Raw genomic sequence first — 22,841 nt, 5'->3', positions numbered from 1 at the left:
CTTATTTGTAATTTTCCCACTTCAAGCAAAAATCTATGCAGCTAATTAAAAATATCTTCAAAATTCCACGAATTATTTACTTCTTTATCCCGATTATAATTATCATCCTTTTATTAAAATTTTTACCTATAAATGCTGTTGAAATCAGTAGCATAGACTTTATCGGAGAAGCTACTTTAGCAAAGCGTTTAAACTTACAAAAAACTCAAATTGGAGGTTTGTCTGGAATTACATATAATGCCAAAAACAACTTTTATTATGCTATTTCCGATGACCGTGGACAAAAAGCTAATGCCCGTTTATACACCCTGACAATCGACTTAAGCAAGGGTTCCCTACAACAGAGTAGAGTTGTTCCTGTCAATGTTACCACATTATTAAATGAAAATGGTCAAACATTTCGCCCTGGTGAAACTGATACAGAAGGTATTGCCTTAACTAATAAAGCAACTGTATTTATTTCTTCTGAAGGCGATGCTGCAAAATTAATTAATCCTTTTATTAAAGAATTCTCACTATCTTCTGGTAGAGAAATTGCAACACTTCCCATACCAAACAAATTTTTGCCAGATAAAAGTAATCAAAAAGGTATCCGCAACAATTTGGCTTTTGAAACCCTCACCATCACACCCGATAAAAAGCATCTATTTACAGCCACCGAGAATGCTCTAATTCAAGATGGTGTCGCAGCGAAAGCTAACATCGGTACTCCTTGCCGGATTTTGCAATACAACTTGCTCAATAACCGGCCAGAAAAAGAATTTCTTTACCAAACAGAACCAGTTTCCCCCTTTTTGAATGTGACTGGCAAATTCGCTAGTGGATTACCTGATTTACTTGCTCTCGATAATCAAGGGCATTTACTAAGTTTAGAACGGTCTTTTACTGGTTTAGGATTTGCTATTTCCCTGTTTCAGGTTTCTTTAGAAAAAGCTGATGATATTCATAAGATAAATAGCCTTTTAGCAGTTGGCTCCAAGAATATTAAACCAGTTCAGAAAAAACTGCTATTAGATTTGAGAACCCTAGATGTACTGCTAGACAACATCGAAGGCTTAACTCTTGGCCCTAAACTACCCGATGGTCAGCAATCATTAATTCTCATCAGCGATAACAATTTTAACGCCCTGCAACGCACCCAGATACTAGCCTTTAAAATTAAAATTGAAACACCACTAATCAGATTATTACGCCGTTTACTCCCGAATCTCAACCGTTAGCTGTACAGAGGTATCGGGTCTTTACTGCCATTTACTTTCTCCTGTGTATTCACGGAATCTACTAGGCAGCTTTATCTAGCTTATTTGTAGTTTCCGTGTAATTTCTCAACCGTATTGCTTAATAAATATGTTACACAATGTTTAGGAAAGTTTTCAGATAGATTAACCATGATTACAGGATATGATTAATTTTCTCAAAATTATGATACTTTCTAAATTTAAATTTAATAATTAGCTAGACTGATCAAAGTATTTTGCCAACAATATTTTTCATAAATGATTTTTATGTTACAAAACAAAGTTGAGAATATGGTAGGGCAAAAAGCAGAATTAGACGATTACATTGGACAGTTCTTAAATAATCGCTACTTAATCAGAGATTTGATTGGCAAAGGGGGCATGAGTAGAGTTTATTTAGCAGAAGATACTGCTAAAGGTGGTATGCCGATCGCAGTCAAAGTCTTATCATTTAATTTGGCTAACCAGCACATGTCCCAACGCTTTGCCAGAGAGATTTTTATTGGCGCTCAATTGGGTCGCAAAAGTAAACATATTGTTCGCATTTTAAGTTACGGCGTTACTGAAGATAAAACTCCATTTTATGTAATGGAATACCTCCAAGGAAAAAATCTCAAACAAATTCTCAAAATTCAGCCATTAACAATATCGAATTTTTTAGAGATTTGTAATAAAATTTGTTTAGGTTTACAATGTGCCCACCAAGGTATCAGCCTCAAAGGAGAGATTTATCCTATTGTTCATAGAGATATAAAACCAGAAAATATATTCATTACTGAAGATAATAAACAACGAGAAATTGTTAAAATACTAGATTTTGGTATTGCCAAGTTTTTAACAGAGCGAAGTGGAATGACTCTGACAGATTCTTTTATTGGCAGTTTACCTTACTGTTCTCCAGAACACATGGAAGGACGCAAATTGCTAGATGTGCGCTCTGATATTTACAGTTTGGGAGTACTAATGTTTGAGATGCTGACAGGAAAGCATCCATTTCAGATTCAGACAAAAAGTAACTCTTTTGGTACTTGGTATCAAGCGCATCGTTTTCAAATTCCACCTACCCTTGAGGAAGTGAATCCGCAAGTCAAAATTCCGCAAGTGTTAGAAAAAATAGTGATGAGTTGTTTAGCTAAAGAAGTAAGCGATCGCCCTCAAAATATCAACCAAATATTAGAAGATTTCAAAAAAGTTAATGTTCAGATTAATGATGGTATTCCTAGTAACAACAGTGACATTATTAAACTTTCATGTCCGGTTCAATTAGTACCTGTAACTTTATTATCAGAAAAAGAGTGCTTGCAGAAGAATTGGCCTAAAAATAAACCAATTGCGCCAATTGGGTTTCCCCATTTACTACAAACGACTGAAAGAGCTATACCAACTTTTTGGGCAATGTTACCCAAACAAGAGATTACAAGATTTTTGGATAAAATACATGGTACTGAATTTATAAGTCAAATGAATGTTTACCCAATGCTATTGTGGGTAACAGTACTATACGACGCCCAACCTTCTATGACTAAGTGGCTACCTTATTTTCTGGATTTGAAAGATAATAAAGGCCAGAATATAGCACGTACTTTAGCAGAAGTAGGTTACTATCATCTACTATTTTTTGCCATAGAAGATCCAACTCGTTGCGCTCATGTAACAACTTTAAGCCTTACAGCTAACCAGCGCCAGCAACTTATAGATTGCTTAGACATGAGTCAGCCTTCAAATGAATTAATTCTGTCTAATCAAGCCAAAAATCTTCTAAAAGCAGATTATGAAAAGCTGAAGTTAGACATCTTACGAAAGTTAGCCGCAGATCAAAAAGCTGAGACAGAAGGGTTAAAAAATTGGATGGATAAATTTTTGGAGATGTTTTTAAAACTTTTATCACGTTCTTGAAAGTTTGCAATCAAAATGCTTGCTACCATTACCTAATGATATTTTTATGTGTGTATTGTTAACTTTAAATAGACTCAGCAGCAGAGGTGAATAAAGTGAATAAGAGCTTATTTACATCTCCAAGTAGTACGGGCTTGCTTGCCAATCGTTATCAACTCAAGCAATTAATTGGTAGCGGTGGTATGGGTGAAGTTTTTTTAGCAAATGATATTTTGTTAGGAGGCATACCAGTTGCTATCAAATTTTTGACTCAAACTGTTGTAGATAACAAGATGGAACAAGACTTTGCTCGTGAAGCTTTAATGAGTGCAGCTTTGAGTCAAAAGAGCTTACATATAGTGCGGGCGTATGATTATGGTGTGAATGAGAAAGGAAAACCATATTATGTTATGGAATATCTATGTGGGAAGAGTTTAAAGGATTTAATTCCGCTACCACTGCCTATGTTTTTGACTCTCTCCCGCCAAATTTGTTTGGGCTTACAGTGCGCCCATCAAGGCATTAATATTGATGGCAAAATTTCTCCGTTAGTTCATAGAGATATCAAACCTGCCAATATCTTAGTTATTCCTGATCCGATATTGGGTGAATTAGTTAAAATTCTCGACTTTGGTATTGCTAGATTTTTAAATTATGCATCAACAGTTAGTACAAGTAGGGGATTTAATGGCACTTTACCCTACTGTTCACCAGAACAGCTAGATGGGGAAAAATTAGATAGTCGCTCTGATATTTATAGCCTGGGTGTGATGATGTTTGAAATGCTCACAGGCAAAAAACCTTGGCAACCAGAAACTGATTACTTTGGCGCTTGGTATAAAGCACATCACTTTGAGCAACCAAAAGCGATCGCAGATGTTAAACCTACTCTTAAAATACCTCAGAAGCTAAATAATTTAATCATGTCTTGTCTTGCGAAAAAACCAAGCGATCGCCCCCAAAATATCGCTCAAATTTTGCAAGTTTTAAACAGTTTGGAAGAGTCTCATTGTCCCAGTATACCTACAACTTTAGCCTCTAGCTCCATCCTTAGCCGTCCTTTAGATTCAGGTTTACCAATTACAGTAGAACAAAGCTGTCAGAAACTTTTGTGGCCTCAAAATAAACCAATTCAAGAAATTGTTTTTCCCCAGCTTCTAGACACCGCACAGGGAACTATGACAGCCCTATGGTTAATGTTGCCTAAACAAGAAATCAAAAACTATGCCCTTTCTACCCGTTACAACCAGTTTATCTTTATGACATCCCCTCATCCAATGTTGTTGTGGGTGACTCTACTCTACAATCGGCAATTGGCTCCTAAGTGGCTACCCTGCTACTTAGATATGCAAAATCCCCAAAATCTTAGGCTGGTAAGTTTGCTGGCTGAAAATGAACACTATCCTTTGATTTTCTTTACTCTGGAAGCACCAAATTCTTGCACCAACGTTCTCAGCAGTCGCATCGAGCCAACTCAGCGCCAAATGTTGAAAAACTGGGCGCAACAAATTCATAGTCTACCACCAGCTTCTGTGCCCCAGTTGAGCAAACAGCTATTAAAGCAGCAGTATAAACAAATGCAATCTCGGATATTGCAGCATCTGGAATCACAGCCACAGGTTGTATTATCAGGGTTTTAACGAAAAATCCGCACCTTGGAGAGATGGGACAAAAAGAATTCCTAATTTCCAACTCCAAAACGCTTGACAAGTAGAAAAAAAATAGTGATAATAGCAAAGTTGCCAAACAAGGGACTGTAGTTCAATTGGTTAGAGCACCGCCCTGTCACGGCGGAAGTTGCGGGTTCGAGCCCCGTCAGTCCCGTTTTAAATTTATGAGTAGTGAATCACTGAACTGAACTTCGGTGATTTTGGATTTTGAATTTCCCAAAGGGATTGACTCAGAATTCAGGGTTTGAACATTCTTCCGTCCCGCATTCCTCGTCCATGTAATCATGGGCTATCTTTAGGGACGGGCAGATTCTATGCTACCTAACTACTCAGGCTCGTCTTGGTTTTGGATATATTGCTGTATTACTTCTAATGGCGCTCCTCCTGCGGAAATGACGCAGTAGGCACCTGTCCAAAACACGGGCAACGAGCAGAACTTGTTGATGTGTTCGGAGAATTCTTTTCTAATCATCCGACTGGAAATTGTTTTTAAAGTATTCACTAACTTTGATGGGGCAATATCGGGAGAAAAGTCTATGAGTAGGTGAACATGATCTGGCTCTCCCTCAAACTCTATCAACTCACATTTTTGATTTTGGCATAGATGGGAAAATATCTCTTCGAGTCGCTTCAGTATATCTGAATTTATAACTTTCTTTCTGTATTTGGTTACAAACACTATATGTAAGTTTATCTTATAAACACAGTGCCTATAGGAATGCAAGTTAATTGACACAGTTGTACGCTATATACATTGCTTGCTCGGATGGGACTGTGGTGGAGAACCCCCGCCCTAAAGCTGTAACACAGTCCAAAATAAGGATTGCTTCCAAATCTAAAAGACGCAAAACCAAACCGGACTTTAAAAAGAAGATTAAAGCATCAAGCCGATGGAAAAAAGCCAATAGAAAAGTAGCAAACCTGCAACGCAAAGTTAGCGCACAAAGACAGGATTGGGTTCACAAAGTAGCAGCAGAGATCGTAAGCTCTAATAGCCTCGTTGCCACAGAAAAACTCAATATCAAAGCTCTTGTACGAAAGCCAAAAATTGGGTTCTTGCGTAAAGCTCAAAAAACTGGACTTAATCGCTCCATACTTGATGTCGGGATGGGTGCATTGAGATCGGCAATTGAGTACAAATTGGCTGAAGCAGGGGGAATATTTGTGGAAGTTCCAACCCAAAAAGTTAAACCTAGCCAAACTTGTCCTCAATGCGGAAGTCAAAAGAAAAAAGAATTATCTGAGCGAATTCACAGTTGCTCCTGTGGATTCACTTGTGACCGCGACCTAGCTGCTGCACAAGTTATGCTCAAGTGAAGCCAGTGCGGTCTTGGGGTTTCCCCAAGTGAAGCACCTGGCGTGGCAATGGGGCTGGGGACTAGCCTCAACAAACGTTGATCGGATAGCTCTACTTCTACTCACTGCGGTGGGTTCAAGCAACTGTCTGAGATGAAGCGTCAGAAACCACGCGTACTCTTCTTAGATGGGCGGGGTAGTTCATTATAAGCTACATTTATCATGCTTTACGAAAGAGAGAATTAACTGTGACTGTCAGAGTCCGTATTGCGCCGAGTCCAACCGGAAATTTACATATTGGTACAGCTAGAACGGCTGTATTTAACTGGTTATTTGCCCGCCACCACGGTGGGAAATTTATCCTGCGAATAGAAGACACAGATTTAGAGCGATCGCGTCCCGAATACACCGACAATATTCTTGAAGGATTGCGTTGGCTTGGGCTTAACTGGGATGAAGGGCCATTTTTCCAATCTCAACGCCTGGATTTTTATAAGGAAGCAGTGCAAAAACTGCTAGATCAAGGATTAGCTTATCGCTGCTACACCACTTCCGAAGAACTAGAAACTCTAAGAGAAGCTCAGAAAGCTAGAGGCGAAGCTCCTCGTTATGATAACCGTCACCGCAACCTCACACCAGAACAACGCGCCGCATTTGAAGCAGAAGGTCGCTCCTCTGTGATTCGCTTCAAAATCGAAGATGGGCGGGAAATTGTCTGGAACGACCTAGTAAGGGGAAAGATGTCTTGGCGAGGTAGCGATTTAGGTGGTGATATGGTCATCGCCCGCGCCTCAGAAGAAGGAAGCGGTCAACCTTTATACAACTTTGTAGTTGTAGTGGATGACATCGATATGCAAATCACCCATGTCATTCGGGGAGAAGACCACATCGCCAACACTGCCAAGCAAATTTTACTGTATGAAGCAATGGGTGCAAAAATTCCAGAGTTTGCCCACACGCCGCTAATTTTGAACATGGAAGGACGCAAGCTTTCTAAGCGGGATGGTGTCACTTCCATTTCTGACTTTCAGAAAATGGGTTTTACTGCTGAAGGCTTAGTAAATTACATGACATTGCTGGGTTGGTCGCCACCAGACTCGACACAAGAAATATTTACCTTAGAAGAAGCAGCAAAAGAATTTGGTTTTGAGCGTGTAAATAAAGCAGGTGCAAAGTTTGACTGGGACAAGCTGGATTGGTTGAACAGTCAGTATATCCACAAGACGCCAGTAGATAAACTCACAGATTTACTCATACCCTATTGGCAAGCGGCTGGGTATAAATTTGATGGTGGAAGAGATCGCCCCTGGTTAGAACAGCTAGTAACTTTAATTAGCCAGAGTTTGACTCGTTTAGTAGATGCAGTACCTCAAAGCCAACTGTTTTTTAGCGACATAATTGAATTTAGCGACGAAGGTAGTACACAACTCAAGCAAGAAGGTTCTACTGCTGTCCTTGAGGGGATTGTTACAGCTTTAGAAAATCAGCCGCAACTGTCGGAAGCCGCCGCCCAGGAGATTATTAAACAAGTAGTGAAAGAGCAAAAAGTCAAAAAAGGCTTAGTAATGCGATCGCTCAGAGCAGCCTTAACTGGAGATGTTCATGGCCCCGACTTGATCCAATCTTGGTTACTACTAAATCAGATTGGTTTAGATAAGTCGCGCTTGAGCAGGGCAATAACGGAAGCTAGTTAGCGATTACAACAATTTTTAGATGGGCGGGGAGTGGGAAATAGGGGAAGCAGGGGGCAGGGGGCAGGGGGCAAGGGGGAGAATAAAAAATTACCTCTTATCTTTCCCCTTTGCTCCCTGCTCCCTGCCCCTTGTCCTCTTCCCCATTCCCCATTCCCTGTTCCCCGCCTTCACCCAGAAATTTTGGATTGATCGAGTAATAGAGCAACTATAAGAACAAGAAATTATTGACTAACTACTAATGAATTATCCCCAATTTCAAATCTAAAATAGGTAGTCAATTCTCCTCACGTTGGGAACTTGGTGTGTAAAATTCATGTCTTCAAAAACACTTAGAAGCGAACGTAATTACAATGCCGACAAAAGCGCTCAATAGAGGGATGAGATTATCGTTCATGATAGTTACGCTGTTCATCACATCGGCAGTTAATGCTGCCGTTGATGCTCAGGAAGCGCCAACGATATTTGGAGATGTCACCATTGGCCCTCAGTTTTCTCCAGACCCCCTGACAGTTCGCGGGATGAGTGGTGGTTCAATATCTGGCAGTCAAGTAGGTGGGAGAAGTGAAACAGCCACTGGCCCTTGCACCGGATTTGTTGATGAAACACCAGACCACACATTAGCGCTAACAAGTAAATTTGACTACCTGAAGCTGCAAGTGCAAAGTCCTGAAGACACCACCATGATTATCAAGGGGCCCGGTGGTACTTGGTGCAATGACGATTTTGAAGGCAAAAATGCTGGCATTATTGGTGAATGGCTGGCTGGAACTTACAAAATTTGGATTGGTTCCTACGAAAAAGACAAGTATCTTCCTTACACTCTAAAAATTACAGAAGTTAAATAGGGAACGGGGTAAGGGAGGACAAGGGTACACGAAACCCTCTCCTCTTATACCGTATATTTACTGAATTAATTTTATTTAAAAAGGATTTTAAAGGGTGCTTATATGTCTTCGCTCAACGTAGCAATCAGGTTTTGAGATAGTTAATGATAGTTTAGAGACAAAAAGTATGATTTTCAAATTTTGAGCGTCAACACAATTTATTATTCTATACAATCCGCAAAAGCTATATATGGTAAATATTACGATTTATAAAAATGAAATTTTATATCCTATCTTTACGGGAATTTAATTTTCGGACGGGTCTATTACCTTGAACGCAGGCAGTTAATATCCCTAAACTTATAACAGGAAGAACCAGGGCTAAAGTCAAGTGTTTGAGACTTTTGGAAGTCATTTTTGTAGTTCCATTGATTAATTTTCTTTTTACTAGCAACGAAGTATGTAACTGTTGCAATAAAAAACTTTATCCTGATTAACAAGATGTATTTTTTATGACATATCTCAGAATTCAAAAGTTGCACGCCGTAAGAAAATAACCTCGCTCACCAGGGAAATTCGTAGGTAGTTTACTTTGTGGTGTTTTATATTACACGCCAAGCGGCTGCTTAAATAGCCAACTTCTCTCTCATGGCTCTCTACAAATTCTCTGCTGGTTAATCCAAGCTGTATTAAAATTAAGTTAACTTTGATTAAGATTCTTGTTGGCATCGCCATAATGAGCCAATCGCTGTATGGCAGTGCATATAAGAGATCAAATTACACAAAATGGATTTATAAACATCCGTTTAACAGCTTAAAGTGACAGAGTGATGAACATTCGGTTGCTAAGGCTGATCAGTTGTATAGGCATCTAGAGGCAAATTAAGATGAAATTCTCTTGGAAAGTCGTAGTACTCTGGACATTGCCTGCTTTGGTAATTGGTTTTTTCTTCTGGCAAGGGGCCTTTGCAGGCGCTCCTACTGACATGAGTAAGAATGCAGCCAATACCCGCATGACTTATGGTCGGTTTCTAGAATACTTGGATGGCGATCGCGTCACCAGCGTGGATCTGTACGAAGGCGGTAGGACAGCAATTATAGAAGCCCGCGATCCAGACATCGAAAATCGTGTCCAAAGGTGGCGTGTGGATTTGCCTGTTAACGCTCCTGAGTTAATTAGCAAGCTCAAAGAAAAAGACATTAGTTTTGATGCTCACCCCATGCGGAATGATGGCGCAATTTGGGGATTGTTGGGCAATCTCATATTTCCAGTTTTATTGATTACCGGGCTGTTCTTTTTGTTCCGGCGTTCTAGCAACCTCCCCGGTGGGCCAGGTCAAGCGATGAACTTCGGCAAATCCAAAGCGCGTTTCCAAATGGAGGCGAAAACCGGGGTTAAATTTGACGACGTAGCCGGGATTGAAGAAGCTAAAGAAGAACTGCAAGAAGTCGTCACCTTCCTGAAGCAGCCAGAAAGATTTACTGCTGTAGGCGCACGGATTCCCAAGGGAGTGCTGTTAGTTGGGCCTCCTGGAACTGGTAAAACTTTACTAGCAAAAGCGATCGCTGGCGAAGCTGGCGTACCTTTCTTCAGTATTTCCGGTTCGGAATTTGTAGAAATGTTCGTTGGTGTGGGTGCATCCCGCGTCCGCGATTTGTTCAAGAAAGCCAAAGACAACGCGCCCTGTATCATCTTCATCGATGAAATCGACGCAGTTGGACGCCAACGTGGTGCTGGTATCGGCGGCGGTAACGACGAGAGAGAGCAAACCCTGAACCAATTGCTCACCGAAATGGACGGGTTTGAAGGTAACACAGGCATCATTATTATTGCTGCCACCAACCGCCCCGACGTACTAGACTCAGCCTTGTTGCGTCCCGGTCGCTTTGACAGACAAGTAACTGTCGATGCACCCGATATCAAAGGGCGTTTGGAAATCTTACAAGTCCATGCGCGGAACAAGAAATTAGATACTAGTGTATCTTTGGATGCGATCGCTCGCCGCACTCCTGGATTCACTGGTGCTGACTTAGCTAACTTACTCAACGAAGCAGCAATTCTGACTGCTAGAAGACGTAAAGAAGCTATCACCATCCGCGAAATTGATGATGCGGTAGATCGGGTAGTCGCTGGGATGGAAGGCACTCCTTTGGTAGATAGCAAGAGCAAGCGCTTAATTGCATACCACGAAATTGGACACGCCTTAGTGGGAACTTTGTTAAAAGACCATGACCCAGTGCAGAAAGTTACCTTGATTCCAAGAGGACAAGCGCAGGGTTTAACTTGGTTTACTCCCAACGAAGAACAAGGATTAATTTCTCGTTCTCAGTTGAGAGCAAGGATTACTGGCGCTTTGGGTGGTCGTGCTGCTGAAGAGGTGATTTTTGGGGCTGCGGAAGTCACAACTGGCGCTGGTGGAGACTTGCAGCAGTTATCGGGAATGGCACGGCAAATGGTGACTCGTTTCGGGATGTCCGACTTAGGCCCACTGTCGTTGGAAAGCCAGCAGGGTGAAGTATTCTTGGGTCGTGACTGGACAACCCGATCTGAGTATTCCGAATCTATCGCCTCTCGCATTGATGGACAAGTGCGAGCGATCGTGGAAGAATGCTATGAAAATGCGAAGAAAATTATTCGTGACCATCGCACTGTCAGCGATCGCTTAGTCGATTTGCTCATCGAGAAAGAAACCATTGACGGCGAAGAATTCCGCCAGATTGTGGCTGAGTACGCTGAAGTCCCTGAGAAGCAGCAGTACGTACCACAACTATAATAGTTGACTCTTTTCTAGGCTACCATCTGGAAATGAGTAAAAGAACAAAAAAATAAAATGAGGATGGCGCATACCATCCTCATTTTTTTAGGTGGAATTTTATAGTTTTATAACTAGCCCTTTCAAGGTGAACGTTTGTACTATGAAAAAAATGATATTCCAACCAAATTTTGGTATTTTTGCTCAGGCGATGCCTTCTCCATGAGACGCTACGCGAACTGCGGGCGTAGCCATCGCTTAATTTACAGTCCAAAAATTTGGAGTTTAATGCATAAATTCTTTATATTGCCTTACTTGGCTTGATTGGAATGGTAGCTGAGTTTCGTAAGTCAACAGCTTGAAAATCCAAAATTGACAATATGGCTATTGTATATAAATATCTACCCTTTTTTATTTACAGAAAATGAATAGCAAAGCTAAATTATTGACTTTTGGCATCGTAACGCTTGCTCTTTCTTCTCTAACTGTGGGCACAGTCATAGCACAGACAAAACTGACAAATCAATCGAAATTGTTCATCAATGGTGTCGGACAAGTTCGAGTTGGGATGACTGTTTCCCAAGCGGCAAAAGCTGCTACTACTAAGCTAATTGGCGATGCACTTAATAATAATTGCTACTACGTTAAGCCGGAATGGGAACCTAAGAATCTTGGGTTTATGGTCACAGAAGGTCGCATTTCTAGGGTAGATGTGTGGAGAGATGGCAAAATTACTACCTTAAAAGGTGCAAAAATCGGCGACACCGAAACACGGATCAAGTTCCTTTATCCAGGACAAATTAAAGTCACGCCTCATAAATACGTCCAAGGCGGACACTACTTGACATTGATCCCGAAAGACCGTGCTGACCAAAACTATCGTGTGGTATTCGAGACTGACGGTAAGCGTGTCACTCAGTTTCGCTCAGGTAAACTACCAGAAGTTGAATTTGTTGAGGGCTGTTCTTAATTTGAGATATCATCAAACTTACTTTCTTCGCGATCGCAACTTGCGTAGTTTGCCGCCGTAGGCATCGCTGCACTTTACTCTCAAGATGATACTATTGAGTTAAGCGTGATTGAGGGGTGATACAGTGCCGTACAACGCCTTTAATCTTAGCAAAGTAAAAACAGACTTTAAATTAATCTTTGTTGAAAATCAAGATTTATTTGCAGATGTGCAAGCAGTTTCACCTAGTGAATATCTAAATTTGATCTTCTCTGAGCATCTACCATTGGTGACAGCAATAAATACAGAAAAAGCTCGTTCTGAACTAATTATTATGCCTGTTTTAATTGAAGTTAAACGCTTCTTTAAATACCAAATTAGTATATTTTCTGGTTCAGAGTTTAATGTAGATGCTGCTAAAGGCTTAGAAGGACGCTGTGATTTTATTCTCAGTTGTTCACCAGAACAATATGATATTACTAGTCCTGTCGTGACTATTGTGGAAGCTAAAAATGAGAGTATTAAATCTGGTTTAGGACAATGTATTGCGACAATGATTGCATCTCAATTGTTTAACCAGCAACAAGGGAATATTATCAATGACATTTACGGTGTAGTTACAACAGGAACAGATTGGAAATTTCTCAAACTTTGTGAAAATACCATCTTTATCGATAAGAACGATTACTTTATTAAAGAAATAGACAAAATCTTAGGAATTCTGACAACAACTCTGATGGCTTGCCCTCAATTTTAGCTTGGGGATAGTTAGTACAATGTCTAAGCTAGTAATGAAAAGTTTGTAGTAAGCACTTTAGTGCTTAGAAAATAAGGACTAAAGTCCTTACTACGAACTTGCTTACCCATCAATTGTAGGACTTACGCACGGGTAACGGAAAACGAACCACAGAGAAGCCAGTGCGCCCTTGCGGTTAAGAGACTTGAAGCAACTGGCGCGGCGCAGAGAAGCCAGTGCGCCCTTGCGGTTAAGAGACTTGAAGCAACTGGCGCGTCACGGAGGAATGAGAGTTTGAGAGGGTTTTTGCGTAAGTCCTAAATTGAAACATCACAGACTAGGACACACCATCCCCTTTTTTATCTTTCCACTTCATCTACTGCCTTGGGAACTCCCGCAGTTAACACTTCATGTCCACCAGGTGTAACTAACACGTCATCCTCAATCCGAATACCAATGCCAATCCATCGAGGATCAGTCTCTGGTTGATCTTCTGCTAGTTTGGTGTCAGGCACAATATATAATCCCGGTTCCACTGTCAAAATTTGGCCTGGTTGTAAAATCTGCGGTTTGTCTTCACCGTGCTGGTAAACGCCCACATCATGAACATCTAACCCTAACCAATGACTGGTACGGTGCATATAATATGGCTTATATTTTTCTTCTTCAATTAACTTATCAATTTCACCTTTGAGGATGCCAAGTTCAACTAAACCTTCCGTGAGAACGCGCACTGCTGTATCATGAACTAATTTGAAGGGATTACCTGGTTGCACTTGAGTGATCGCTTGTTTTTGCGCCTCCAATACAATCTCATACAACGTCTTTTGTTCTGGCGTAAATTTACCACCTACGGGAAATGTCCGTGTAATATCCGAGTTGTAATAACCGTAAGCACAACCGGCATCAATTAGCAGTAATTCTCCATCCTGCATTTGACGATTATTTTCAATGTAGTGCAGTACGCAAGCATTAACACCAGAAGCCACAATCGAAGGATAAGCTGGCCCCATTCCACCCCGCACTCGAAAGATGCGTTCCATCTCCGCCTGTATTTCGTACTCATAACGTCCGGGTGCGGCGATTTCTTGTGCATAATTGTGTGCTTCAGTAGCGATCGCAGCTGCTTGACGCATCAATTCCAACTCAGCTTCACTTTTGATTAGTCTCATGCTGTTGAGGACAGGGCCAGTATCTTCAATGGCGATCGGGCCAGTACCGCGCTTAGGATAAGTCCGCAGTAAACTTTGGTAATGTCCTAGGATTTGGTCATTGAAGGCGCGATCGCGTCCTAAGTGATAATAAATTCGGCTGGCTTTTTCCAAATACTGTGGCAACTTTTCATCTAACTCGCTAATGGGGTACGCTTCATCAGCACCATAAATTTCTTTGGCTGCATCTACCCCTGAAAGACAACCAGTCCATACTTCCTTTTCGCGATCCTTCGGTTGGACAAACAGCACAAATCGATGTTCTGAATGATGCGGCGCTAACACTGCAACAGCCTGTGGTTCGTTAAAACCAGTCAGGTAAAAAAAATCACTGTCTTGGCGATAAACATACTCGACATCGTTGTGCATCACTGCCATTGGCGCACTGCGAAAAATGGCTGTGCCATCACCAATTTTTGCCATTAACTGCTTGCGACGCTGCCGATATTCTGCTTGCATAGCTGATGTATTTATGAAAGTATTGTGTTATTTTACACTTTTTACCACTAGAGGATGCACAGATCATGCCTCTTAATAGTTGCTAATCTAAGTTATTCTAACCAATATTTGTTTCCACTCAAGTTATAAATCATTCGAGAATAATCAATTATCTTGAAAAGCTCAGATCCCGGACTTCTTTAAGAAGCCGGGGATCTAGTTATTCATCAATAATTTAGACTTGCTATACAAACCACTATGTAATCACAGCAGTATTACATAGTGTAAATTTTTTATGTAACCGAATAACAATTCCTTAAAGGTGTATGTTTTAATTGAACATTTTAAATATTAAACAAAATAAATTATTTAATCAATTTATATCTATATTTTATCATATACATAAAGCACAAAATGTCTTTGACAATTGCTTGTATACAAATTGAAAATTTCATGATAATCGTTTAAAAGAAAGCAGACATTTATCTTCAAATAATGACATTAATAAAGAAAAAATAGTTATAAAGAAATCTTGAAAGCGGGGTAAATGTTATTTCGTTACAGAAATAGATTGCCAAAAAAAGTTAAAAAAATATGACAACCAATAATAAAAATACACCATGCTTGGAAGTACAAATTCTTCACCCTTAGCTTTGAATACATCTAAATGGGCATCAGATTCTTTTGCAAAATCACAAATCTTGACAAATTCTTTTGAGAGTTTAAATTATGATTTGGGGTTTGGGAATAAGAGTTCCTCACTAGCACTAGAAAGTGAACCCGTGACTGCGCCTGTTAAAACGTCAGCAAATCCCAATCCTAATCCTTACTTAACTAGTGCGGCGATTACTCCTGACTTTAACGGTGATGGCAAAACGGATAAAGTTTGGGTCGATTCTACAACCGGTGAGATTATCATTCGGTTAATGGATGGAACAAAAGTTCTCGAACAGGGTTCTCTAGGTAATTTCGACATAACTGCCTATGATTACAAAATTGCTGACTTCAATGCTGATGGCAAAACCGACTTCTTATTACGCAATAAGACAACAGGTGAGAATAGCATTGCGTTAATAGATGGCACAAAAGTTGCTAATGCGGCTTCTCTAACCAGCGTTGACCCAGCTTGGACTCCTCAGATTGGCGATTTTAATGGCGATCGCAAAACCGATATCTTCTGGCATAATGGCACAACTGGTGAGAACGCTATTTGGGAAATGGATGGCACCACCGTTCTGAATGCAACTGTTCTAGACACTACAGACGCAGCACTAACTCCTACGATTGTTGATTTTGACGGCAATGGCAAGAGTGACATTTTCTGGCGCAATCAGACAACTGGCGATAACATCGCTTGGTTTATGGATGGTACGCAAAAGACTGAATTTGCGCTGCAATCACAAGATGCCGCCTGGACTGCTAGCCTTGGTGATTTCAACGGTGATTTAAGCACTGACATTCTGTGGAGAAACGCTCAAACAGGTGAGAACAAGGTTTGGACGATGAATGGTATCTTAGTCACAGAAGGCACTTTGGGGACACTTGACTCAGCCTGGACTTCTAAAATTGGCGATTTCAACGGCGATGGCAAGACCGATATCTTCTGGCACAATGGCACAACTGGTGAGAACACCGCTTGGTTGATGGATGGTACAACAGTTGCTACTGAAGCTTTCTTACCGACTAATAGCGCATCCTTGACACCATCCCTTGGCGACTTCAACGGCGATGGTAAGACTGACATTTACTGGCGCGATCAGACAGCAGGTGCAGACAACATTTGGACTATAAATGAGACGACAGCAGTTGAGACTCCCATCAGCGACGCAGATAAGCTTGGCCCACAGTGGTATACGTTCTAAAAGCTGGAGTTAGGAGTACAGACGCGATTAATCGCGTCTGTACAGGAGTTAGGAGTAGAGACGCGATTAATCGCGTCTGTACAGGAGTTATATCATGTCCGCTTGATTACTTATTAAACCCGAAGAACCCCACCCCTTAATCCCCTCCCCGCAAGCAGGAGGGGAGACAAAGCGACGATTGTCGGGGTGGGGTGCAATGACTGTGGGAATCATAACTAATTATGCGGACATAATATTAGAAGTTAGAAATCTTCCACTGCTTCCCCTACTCCTCTGCTCCTCAAAACTTGTAACTCAAAATTTGTAACTTAAAACCTGAATCACGCTATTTTCCGGCAAATCTTTGGGGCTAATGGAAATACTATCTCCATTGCTACGCCGCACTGTCATACCTTGCATCAAGGTCAGAAAATTATCGAGTGGTGAAATATCACATGTAGCAGCATCAGCCGCTTGTGTGCGGTAATGGGTTGGAATCACGAACTTAGGATTTAAGATTTGAACAGCCTGCTTTGCTTCCTCAGCATTGTAGGCTTTTGCACTGCCTCCCACTGGAATAAATGCTACATCGGGACGCCCCATTAGGATTTTTTGCTCAATGGAAATGGGTGCAGCAGCTCCGCCTAAGTGTAGGATATTAATTCCGCCTTGCTTCCAACTCCAAGTGGTATTTGAGCCAAACTGCTTACCACCTTTGCGATCGTGGTCTATGGCAATTCCTTGGAACTTAATGCCTTTAAACTCGTAAACTCCTGGTTCATAGATGAGTTTTGCATTTCCCGGTAGTACGTCCACAGCACCTTCATCCAGCAATTGACTGCTAATCAGTACTAAATCTGCTGCAACTTTTGGTGGACGATACCCAGCAGTACAACCGACCGCCCGAAATGGATTGACAAGAATTTTCGCACCGCCACCAGTAAAAAGAAAGCAAGTATGACCCAACCACTGAACTGATAAACCGCTAGATTGTGCGTCAGCTTGAGATTCAGAACCCAAGGTAGTAACCAAAGCTGTGACCAACCCCGCCCCAGCATAGCCCATCAACTGTCGTCGTTTCATTAATTATGCTCTTGACTGTAACTGTTCCAGAAAATTTCGCAATAACTGTTTTCCTGAAGATGTCAGGACACTCTCTGGGTGAAACTGGACGCCCTGAATGTGAGGATAGTTCCGGTGTCGCACTCCCATAATGGTGTTATCTTCAACCCAAGCGGTGATTTCTAACACATCTGGGCAAGTCTCACGTTCTATCACCAAACTATGATACCTGGTGGCGGTTAAAGGATTTTCTAATCCTTGAAAAACCCCCACCCCAGTGTGAGACACCTGAGAGGTTTTGCCATGCATCAACTCTGGAGCAGGAATTATTTTACCACCGAACACTTGACCGATGCTTTGATGTCCTAAACAAACACCCAAGATTGGCAACTCTTGTCCTAGCTGTTCAATCAATTCTAAAGAAATACCGGCATCTTCCGGGCGACCAGGCCCAGGAGAAATAACCACAGCTTCCGGCTGTAATGCCCGAATTTCATCTATGGATATTTTGTCGTTACGAAAAACTTTAATATCATCTGCCACTGGGAATTCTGCTGCCAATTCTCCCAGATACTGCACTAAATTATATGTAAAACTGTCGTAATTGTCGATAACTATAATCAAAGCTCATCACTCCTGGTTTTTACCACTCATCAGTTGCAAAAAGCATAGACAAATATCTCATGCTATTTGTTGGCTAGGTGTAAAAATAACGCTGACGTGGACGCCTAAAGATTACCAAGTAGCCCTTTACCCAGGATGCTTGGCACGTAGGCGTAGCCCGTCGTAGACATCGCCCCACTTTTCAATTGCTTATAATGTGTTCTCCAGGGGATCGGACAGAGTGTGATCCTTTTATCGGCTCAGTTGACGATGCCTGGGTTGGGCTATGACGCTCGTTGCGCGGCATCGTCTCCCCTTGGGAGAAGACTCGCTACCGCTTGGCTATCGGCGTCGCAAATTACGTCTACAAAGCCGATATAATTAACTTTACCAGAGGAGGGAGCAGGAGCGTACCAGCTACCAGCACCGCTACCAAAGCAGAAACAAGCACTGCACCAGCCGCACAATCTTTAGCAATTTTTGCCAAATCATGGTATGTCTGCTTAACGGTTAAGTCCACAAGGGACTCGATCGCTGTATTTAGTAACTCTAATGCCAAAACTAAACCACTAGTTACACCTATTACCGCGATTTCTACCGCTTGCAGATGTAGAAAAACGCTTAAAGCGATCGCCAACGCGCAAACACTTACGTGGATGCGAAAATTACGTTGAGTTTGAAAACTATAGCTGATTCCAGCCCAGGCATATTTAAAACTAACAAATAAATTAGAGGCTACTTTCCAGGAGAATTCCCGTTCGTTAGACACCAGTGTTTGTAACGAGGTGGGCGTTGGTGATGGAGAAATTTTTTGGGACATACACTTAAAAACACAAAAACAGAGTTGCTACAGTGGGAATATTTGCTGATTTTAATAGCGGAATTAATTTTGAGGCAATCTTTAAGCAAATTTCCACAGAAGTATTATAAAAGTATTACCCAAAATTAATATTAAAGAATACATGAACTCTTGCTATTCCATGTCAACAGCAATACCTATTGCGTTCAGCAATCTCACTTGCTGTTCTAACATTCGCCCCAAACTTTCTTCATCAGGATGATCCCAGCCCAAGAGGTGCAATAAACCGTGACTAGCTAACCAGGCTAGCTCAGTTGGTAAGCTATGTTCCTGCCGTTGAGCTTGACGTTGTGCTGTATCTACAGACACGATGATATCACCTAAGTATAATGGTACAGAAGCAAGCATCTCTTTGCTTTGAGGAAAATCCACCTCCAAAGCAGCAAAGGCTAAAACGTCTGTAGGCTTATTTTGTTGACGATACTGGGCATTCAGTTCTTGAATTTGCAAGTCATCTGTCAAACGCAGCCCGATTTCATAGCTTGGCGCTGGCGGAATTTGAGGGTGAAGTATTTCCAACCAGTGATTAAACCAATTTTCCCAAGTTTCAGGAGTAATTCGGGGATCAGTGTCATCAATTTTTACAGATGTTGTCGGGGACAACTCGTAAAAATCATCCTCTACGTATAGTTCAACGCTCAGGGGCACACAGTCTCCTAGTCTGAGGTTTACGGTTTTTCGCTAGTGAGTTAGGTAAGCAAGACCAACAAGGAGAGATAAAAGCCCTACGGCAGTCAACGCAAAATGCTTCAGGGAAGTTCCACCCTTCCGCACCATGTTTCGCATGGCGAGTTTTACGTAGCTAGGTTGAGGTTCTGTTGAAGGAGTGTTGCTCATAGTTATTTGTCCACAGACTCTTTTATAACTGTAACAGTTGGTCTGGCATAGAATGGCGATCGCCTGTATATTGCTAAGGAATTTATCTGAAAACGCCCCAATCAGAGGAGATATCTTGCAAAAGTCCCTAACACCCCACCCCTTAATCCCCTCCCCGATGCTTTGGGGAGGGGAGACAAAGCGACGATTGTCGGGGTGGGGTTCAAATTTTGTGATTTATGCAAGAGGTCTAGGGAATGCTATGCGATGTCTACGACGAGCTATGACCCTCGTTCGCGCAGCGTGCCGTAGGCAAGACTCGCTAACGCTTCTCTACGAGACGCTACGCGAACGCTATCGGCGTCGCACCAATCTGAAACACTAAAAATAAAGAACAAGTGCTAAGTAATATTAAAAATAATTACTTAGCACTTGTAAATAATCTCAAATTATGCAAAAGTGCTTTCTACTAATTTATTTTCTTGGCGCAGATAAGCTTGAATGAATGTATCAAGTTCGCCATTCATCACATCACCAATTGCTGTTGTTTCCGTGTTTGTACGCAAATCTTTCACCATTTGATAAGGGTGAAACACATAGTTACGGATTTGGTTTCCCCAAGAGGCTTCCACCATATCGCCACGAATTTCGGCAATTTCTTGGGCGCGTTGCTCCTTGGCGATGACCAACAGCTTGGCTTTGAGGCGATTTAGGGCTTTTTCTTTATTTTGCAGCTGCGATCGCTCCTCTGTACAGCGCACGGCAAGACCCGTGGGAAGGTGAACAATCCGTACCGCCGTTTCTACTTTGTTGACATTCTGCCCACCTTTACCACCAGAGCGAGTTGTGGTGATTTCCAAATCCTTGTCTGGAATATCCAATTGCACAGAGTTGTCAATCTGTGGCATCACTTCTATCCCTGCAAAACTGGTTTGTCGCTTACCGTTGGCATTAAAAGGTGAAATCCGCACTAAGCGATGTGTACCCATCTCCGATCGCAAGTAACCATAGGCATAGCGACCAGTAATTTCTAGGGTTGCCGATTTAATTCCGGCTTCATCACCCTCCGACTCTTCAGCTAAAGTTACCTTATAGCCATGAGCTTCACCCCAACGGGTGTACATCCGCATCAGCATAAATGCCCAGTCTTGAGCATCTGTGCCACCAGCACCAGCAGTAATCGTCAGTACAGCACCTTCTGCATCATAGGGGCCAGAAAGTAACTGTTGTAATTCCCACTGATCCAGGTCACGATTCAGCTTGGTGATGGTAGATTCGGCTTCTTGGAGTAGTGCCTCATCAGTTTCTAACTCCAACAACTCAACAACTGCCTTAGTATCTTCGAGATTGGCGTGCCAGCGATCGTATTGCTGGAGGTGGGCTTTTAGGTCGTTGAGTTCTTGCAGAGTTTGTTGGGCTTGGGTTTGGTCACCCCAAAATTCTGGCTGTGCTGATATTTTTTCGAGGTCTTGAATTTTGGCTGTCAGTGCAGGTACGTCAAAGATACTCCTGGGTTTTACCCAGGCGGCCAGACAACGTTTCGATTTCGCGTTTGAGTTCTAAAACTTCCATAGTGCTTGCTGAATGAGAGATAGAGCGCTAGTAGTGGAAAATTGCTCTTTATTCTACTTATGTTTCTTGATTTTAGCTGTAGTTGGGCAAATTTTTTCTGTACTACTTATATAAGTTACAAAAATTACTTGGAATTATCAAGTGCTTCTTGGGTCACTGAAGTAGTATGATTTAACTGTTGCAGATAGGCTTTGATAAACAAATCAATTTTACCGTTCAAAACCTCTACCGCAGCAGGTGTTTCTAGATTGGTACGTAAATCTTTCACCCTGGTGTAAGGATGCAAGATATATTCACGAATGAGCTTGTTGGATAGAGGTTGTATCTGCCGAGGTTGAATTTTGTCAAGCTGGACACCTTGGGCTAGTGCGATCGCAAACAGTTTACTCTTGAGAATAGCTAAGGCTTTCTCTTTGTTTCGCATCTGACTGCGCTCTTGATTACAAAATACACTAATCCCAGTAGGAATGTGAAACAACCGCACCCATGTTTTTGGGCGGTTAACATTCCCCCGATGCCGGGGCAAAGTAATTTCTAAATGCTTCTCTGGAATCTCAAAATCAATAGACTCATCTAAAATAGGGCTGACTTCTACACTGGCTAGGCAGGTATGCCGTCTGCCATTGCCATGAACAGGAGAAATTCGCTCTATTCTTGCATGAGTTCCTTGTTCCGATTTTAGTCAGCCATAAGCATAACGCCCTGTAATTTCTAGGGTGGTATGTTTGACCCCTCCTAAATCACCCTCTGATTTCACTAGATGTACTTTATGATTATGATTTACTGCCCAACGATGATATAGCCGCAATAACATAGCTGCCCAGTCTTCGGCATCTATACCTCCAACCTCAGCCGCAATTACCAAGAATGCACCCTTTTCGTCGCAGGGACTGGACAGTAATTGTTGTATTTCTACTATTTCGAGTTCTTGCTGGAGTTGGGTAAGGTTGCTTTGCGCCTCTTGCAACAATTCCTCATCAGCAGATAATTCTAGTAGTTCTAGTGCAGCCTTGATATCTTCTAGAATGAAGTGCGATCGCTGATATTTTTTCTTTGTAGCGTTGAGGTATTCAATTTCTTGAAGTGTCTGATAGAAAGTGACAGAATTATCCCAGAAAATAGCTTGAGAAATTAATTGATTCAAGTCCTCAATTCTTGCACTCAGTTCTGGGAGGTCAAAGACAGCCTTCAGCCTTGGTCAAGATATTAGACAACCTTTCTACTTCAATTTTGATATTTAAGAGTTCAAGCATAGTTTTGCTCACTTGAGGCTTAACTTAACGTGAGTTCGACGGATAGGAAAGCGCAGAAAGCTGGCAATGTAAGAATTTGCTCAACTGGCATTTACGGCAGCGATCGCGCAGAGTGGCACAGACGATAGCTACGATTAATTGAGAAGAGGTA

18 protein-coding genes, 1 tRNA gene and 1 pseudogene are annotated in these 22,841 nt (G+C 41.7%); 11 read left to right on the top strand and 9 right to left on the bottom strand.

What is annotated here, in order from left to right:
* Positions 1 to 35 precede the first annotated feature (35 nt).
* From LC653_RS21335 to LC653_RS21320, 4 genes are all read left to right on the top strand, one after another.
* Positions 36 to 1,220, top strand: a complete 1,185-nt coding sequence (locus LC653_RS21335; RefSeq protein WP_229496789.1) for an esterase-like activity of phytase family protein — start codon at positions 36 to 38, stop codon at positions 1,218 to 1,220.
* 285 nt (positions 1,221 to 1,505) lie between these two features.
* On the top strand, positions 1,506 to 3,134 hold the full coding sequence (locus tag LC653_RS21330) for a serine/threonine protein kinase (RefSeq protein ID WP_229496788.1): 1,629 nt from the start codon (positions 1,506 to 1,508) through the stop codon (positions 3,132 to 3,134).
* A 95-nt stretch (positions 3,135 to 3,229) separates the two neighbouring features.
* On the top strand, positions 3,230 to 4,753 hold the full coding sequence (locus LC653_RS21325) for a serine/threonine protein kinase (protein WP_229496787.1): 1,524 nt from the start codon (positions 3,230 to 3,232) through the stop codon (positions 4,751 to 4,753).
* A 110-nt stretch (positions 4,754 to 4,863) separates the two neighbouring features.
* A tRNA-Asp gene (locus LC653_RS21320) sits at positions 4,864 to 4,937 on the top strand.
* 171 nt (positions 4,938 to 5,108) lie between these two features.
* Here LC653_RS21320 and tnpA read toward each other — a convergent pair.
* Positions 5,109 to 5,519 (bottom strand): IS200/IS605 family transposase, encoded by a 411-nt coding sequence (gene tnpA, locus LC653_RS21315; protein ID WP_308189115.1) that lies wholly within the window; start codon positions 5,517 to 5,519, stop codon positions 5,109 to 5,111.
* On the opposite strand from tnpA, the gene LC653_RS21310 reads away from it, so the two are divergent.
* The 6 genes from LC653_RS21310 (at position 5,513) to LC653_RS21285 (ending at position 13,056) form a co-directional block, all read left to right on the top strand.
* Positions 5,513 to 6,100: an RNA-guided endonuclease InsQ/TnpB family protein gene (locus LC653_RS21310; protein WP_229496785.1), complete on the top strand. Its 588-nt coding sequence runs from the start codon at positions 5,513 to 5,515 to the stop codon at positions 6,098 to 6,100. The two genes, tnpA and LC653_RS21310, sit on opposite strands and share 7 nt — an antisense overlap.
* A 227-nt stretch (positions 6,101 to 6,327) precedes the next feature.
* On the top strand, positions 6,328 to 7,773 hold the full coding sequence (gene gltX, locus LC653_RS21305) for a glutamate--tRNA ligase (protein WP_229496784.1): 1,446 nt from the start codon (positions 6,328 to 6,330) through the stop codon (positions 7,771 to 7,773).
* Positions 7,774 to 8,123: 350 nt separating this feature from the next.
* Positions 8,124 to 8,618: a hypothetical protein gene (locus LC653_RS21300; RefSeq protein WP_229496783.1), complete on the top strand. Its 495-nt coding sequence runs from the start codon at positions 8,124 to 8,126 to the stop codon at positions 8,616 to 8,618.
* Between the two features lie 866 nt (positions 8,619 to 9,484).
* Positions 9,485 to 11,371, top strand: coding sequence for an ATP-dependent zinc metalloprotease FtsH2 (ftsH2, locus tag LC653_RS21295; RefSeq protein ID WP_229496782.1), 1,887 nt, complete (start codon positions 9,485 to 9,487; stop codon positions 11,369 to 11,371).
* Between the two features lie 403 nt (positions 11,372 to 11,774).
* Entirely contained in the window at positions 11,775 to 12,320 is a 546-nt protein-coding gene (locus LC653_RS21290; RefSeq protein ID WP_229496781.1) for a hypothetical protein, read from the top strand.
* 124 nt (positions 12,321 to 12,444) lie between these two features.
* Positions 12,445 to 13,056, top strand: coding sequence for a hypothetical protein (locus LC653_RS21285; RefSeq protein WP_229496780.1), 612 nt, complete (start codon positions 12,445 to 12,447; stop codon positions 13,054 to 13,056).
* Between the two features lie 338 nt (positions 13,057 to 13,394).
* Here LC653_RS21285 and LC653_RS21280 read toward each other — a convergent pair whose 3' ends face one another.
* Positions 13,395 to 14,705, bottom strand: a complete 1,311-nt coding sequence (locus tag LC653_RS21280; protein ID WP_229496779.1) for an aminopeptidase P N-terminal domain-containing protein — start codon at positions 14,703 to 14,705, stop codon at positions 13,395 to 13,397.
* A gap of 599 nt (positions 14,706 to 15,304) precedes the next feature.
* On the opposite strand from LC653_RS21280, the gene LC653_RS21275 reads away from it, so the two are divergent.
* The gene (locus tag LC653_RS21275) at positions 15,305 to 16,546 is read left to right on the top strand and encodes an FG-GAP repeat domain-containing protein (RefSeq protein ID WP_229496778.1); all 1,242 of its coding nucleotides are present in this window, start codon (positions 15,305 to 15,307) and stop codon (positions 16,544 to 16,546) included.
* A 294-nt stretch (positions 16,547 to 16,840) separates the two neighbouring features.
* Here the strand turns inward: LC653_RS21275 and LC653_RS21270 are convergent, their stop codons facing one another.
* From LC653_RS21270 to LC653_RS21240, 7 genes and pseudogenes are all read right to left on the bottom strand, one after another.
* Positions 16,841 to 17,608: an MBL fold metallo-hydrolase gene (locus LC653_RS21270; protein ID WP_229496777.1), complete on the bottom strand. Its 768-nt coding sequence runs from the start codon at positions 17,606 to 17,608 to the stop codon at positions 16,841 to 16,843.
* 3 nt (positions 17,609 to 17,611) lie between these two features.
* Complete coding sequence (locus LC653_RS21265; protein ID WP_229496776.1) at positions 17,612 to 18,211, bottom strand: anthranilate synthase component II; 600 nt, start codon at positions 18,209 to 18,211, stop codon at positions 17,612 to 17,614.
* 343 nt (positions 18,212 to 18,554) lie between these two features.
* Entirely contained in the window at positions 18,555 to 19,010 is a 456-nt protein-coding gene (locus LC653_RS21260) for a diacylglycerol kinase family protein (RefSeq protein ID WP_229496775.1), read from the bottom strand.
* Positions 19,011 to 19,163: 153 nt separating this feature from the next.
* A complete protein-coding gene (gene ybeY / locus LC653_RS21255) occupies positions 19,164 to 19,691 on the bottom strand; it encodes an rRNA maturation RNase YbeY (RefSeq protein ID WP_229496838.1) in 528 nt (175 codons plus the stop codon).
* A gap of 39 nt (positions 19,692 to 19,730) precedes the next feature.
* A complete protein-coding gene (locus LC653_RS21250; RefSeq protein WP_100899181.1) occupies positions 19,731 to 19,886 on the bottom strand; it encodes a DUF3285 domain-containing protein in 156 nt (51 codons plus the stop codon).
* Between the two features lie 428 nt (positions 19,887 to 20,314).
* A protein-coding gene (gene prfB, locus LC653_RS21245) for a peptide chain release factor 2 (protein WP_229496774.1) occupies positions 20,315 to 21,437 on the bottom strand; the annotation gives its coding sequence in 2 pieces (ribosomal slippage) (positions 20,315 to 21,364 and positions 21,366 to 21,437; 1,122 coding nt in all).
* Positions 21,438 to 21,561: 124 nt separating this feature from the next.
* Positions 21,562 to 22,690 (bottom strand): annotated as a pseudogene (locus LC653_RS21240) (PCRF domain-containing protein).
* Positions 22,691 to 22,841: the final 151 nt, after the last annotated feature.

This window comes from Nostoc mirabile CHAB5784 (genome assembly GCF_020829645.1).
In the GTDB taxonomy this organism is placed as follows: domain Bacteria; phylum Cyanobacteriota; class Cyanobacteriia; order Cyanobacteriales; family Nostocaceae; genus Nostoc; species Nostoc mirabile.
The sequence above is the reverse complement of the archived record's forward strand: the minus strand, read 5'-3'. Positions and strand labels throughout refer to the sequence as shown.

Bases quoted from the DNA above. Each gene is read 5' to 3' on its own strand.
- LC653_RS21260 (WP_229496775.1), bottom strand. From the start codon at position 19,010: ATGTCCCAAAAAATTTCTCCATCACCAACGCCCACCTCGTTACAAACA.
- LC653_RS21250 (WP_100899181.1), bottom strand. From the start codon at position 19,886: ATGAGCAACACTCCTTCAACAGAACCTCAACCTAGCTACGTAAAACTC.
- LC653_RS21300 (WP_229496783.1), top strand. From the start codon at position 8,124: ATGCCGACAAAAGCGCTCAATAGAGGGATGAGATTATCGTTCATGATA.
- LC653_RS21270 (WP_229496777.1), bottom strand. From the start codon at position 17,608: ATGAAACGACGACAGTTGATGGGCTATGCTGGGGCGGGGTTGGTCACA.
- LC653_RS21275 (WP_229496778.1), top strand. From the start codon at position 15,305: ATGCTTGGAAGTACAAATTCTTCACCCTTAGCTTTGAATACATCTAAA.
- ftsH2 (WP_229496782.1), top strand. From the start codon at position 9,485: ATGAAATTCTCTTGGAAAGTCGTAGTACTCTGGACATTGCCTGCTTTG.
- LC653_RS21290 (WP_229496781.1), top strand. From the start codon at position 11,775: ATGAATAGCAAAGCTAAATTATTGACTTTTGGCATCGTAACGCTTGCT.
- LC653_RS21335 (WP_229496789.1), top strand. From the start codon at position 36: ATGCAGCTAATTAAAAATATCTTCAAAATTCCACGAATTATTTACTTC.
- LC653_RS21280 (WP_229496779.1), bottom strand. From the start codon at position 14,705: ATGCAAGCAGAATATCGGCAGCGTCGCAAGCAGTTAATGGCAAAAATT.
- LC653_RS21330 (WP_229496788.1), top strand. From the start codon at position 1,506: ATGTTACAAAACAAAGTTGAGAATATGGTAGGGCAAAAAGCAGAATTA.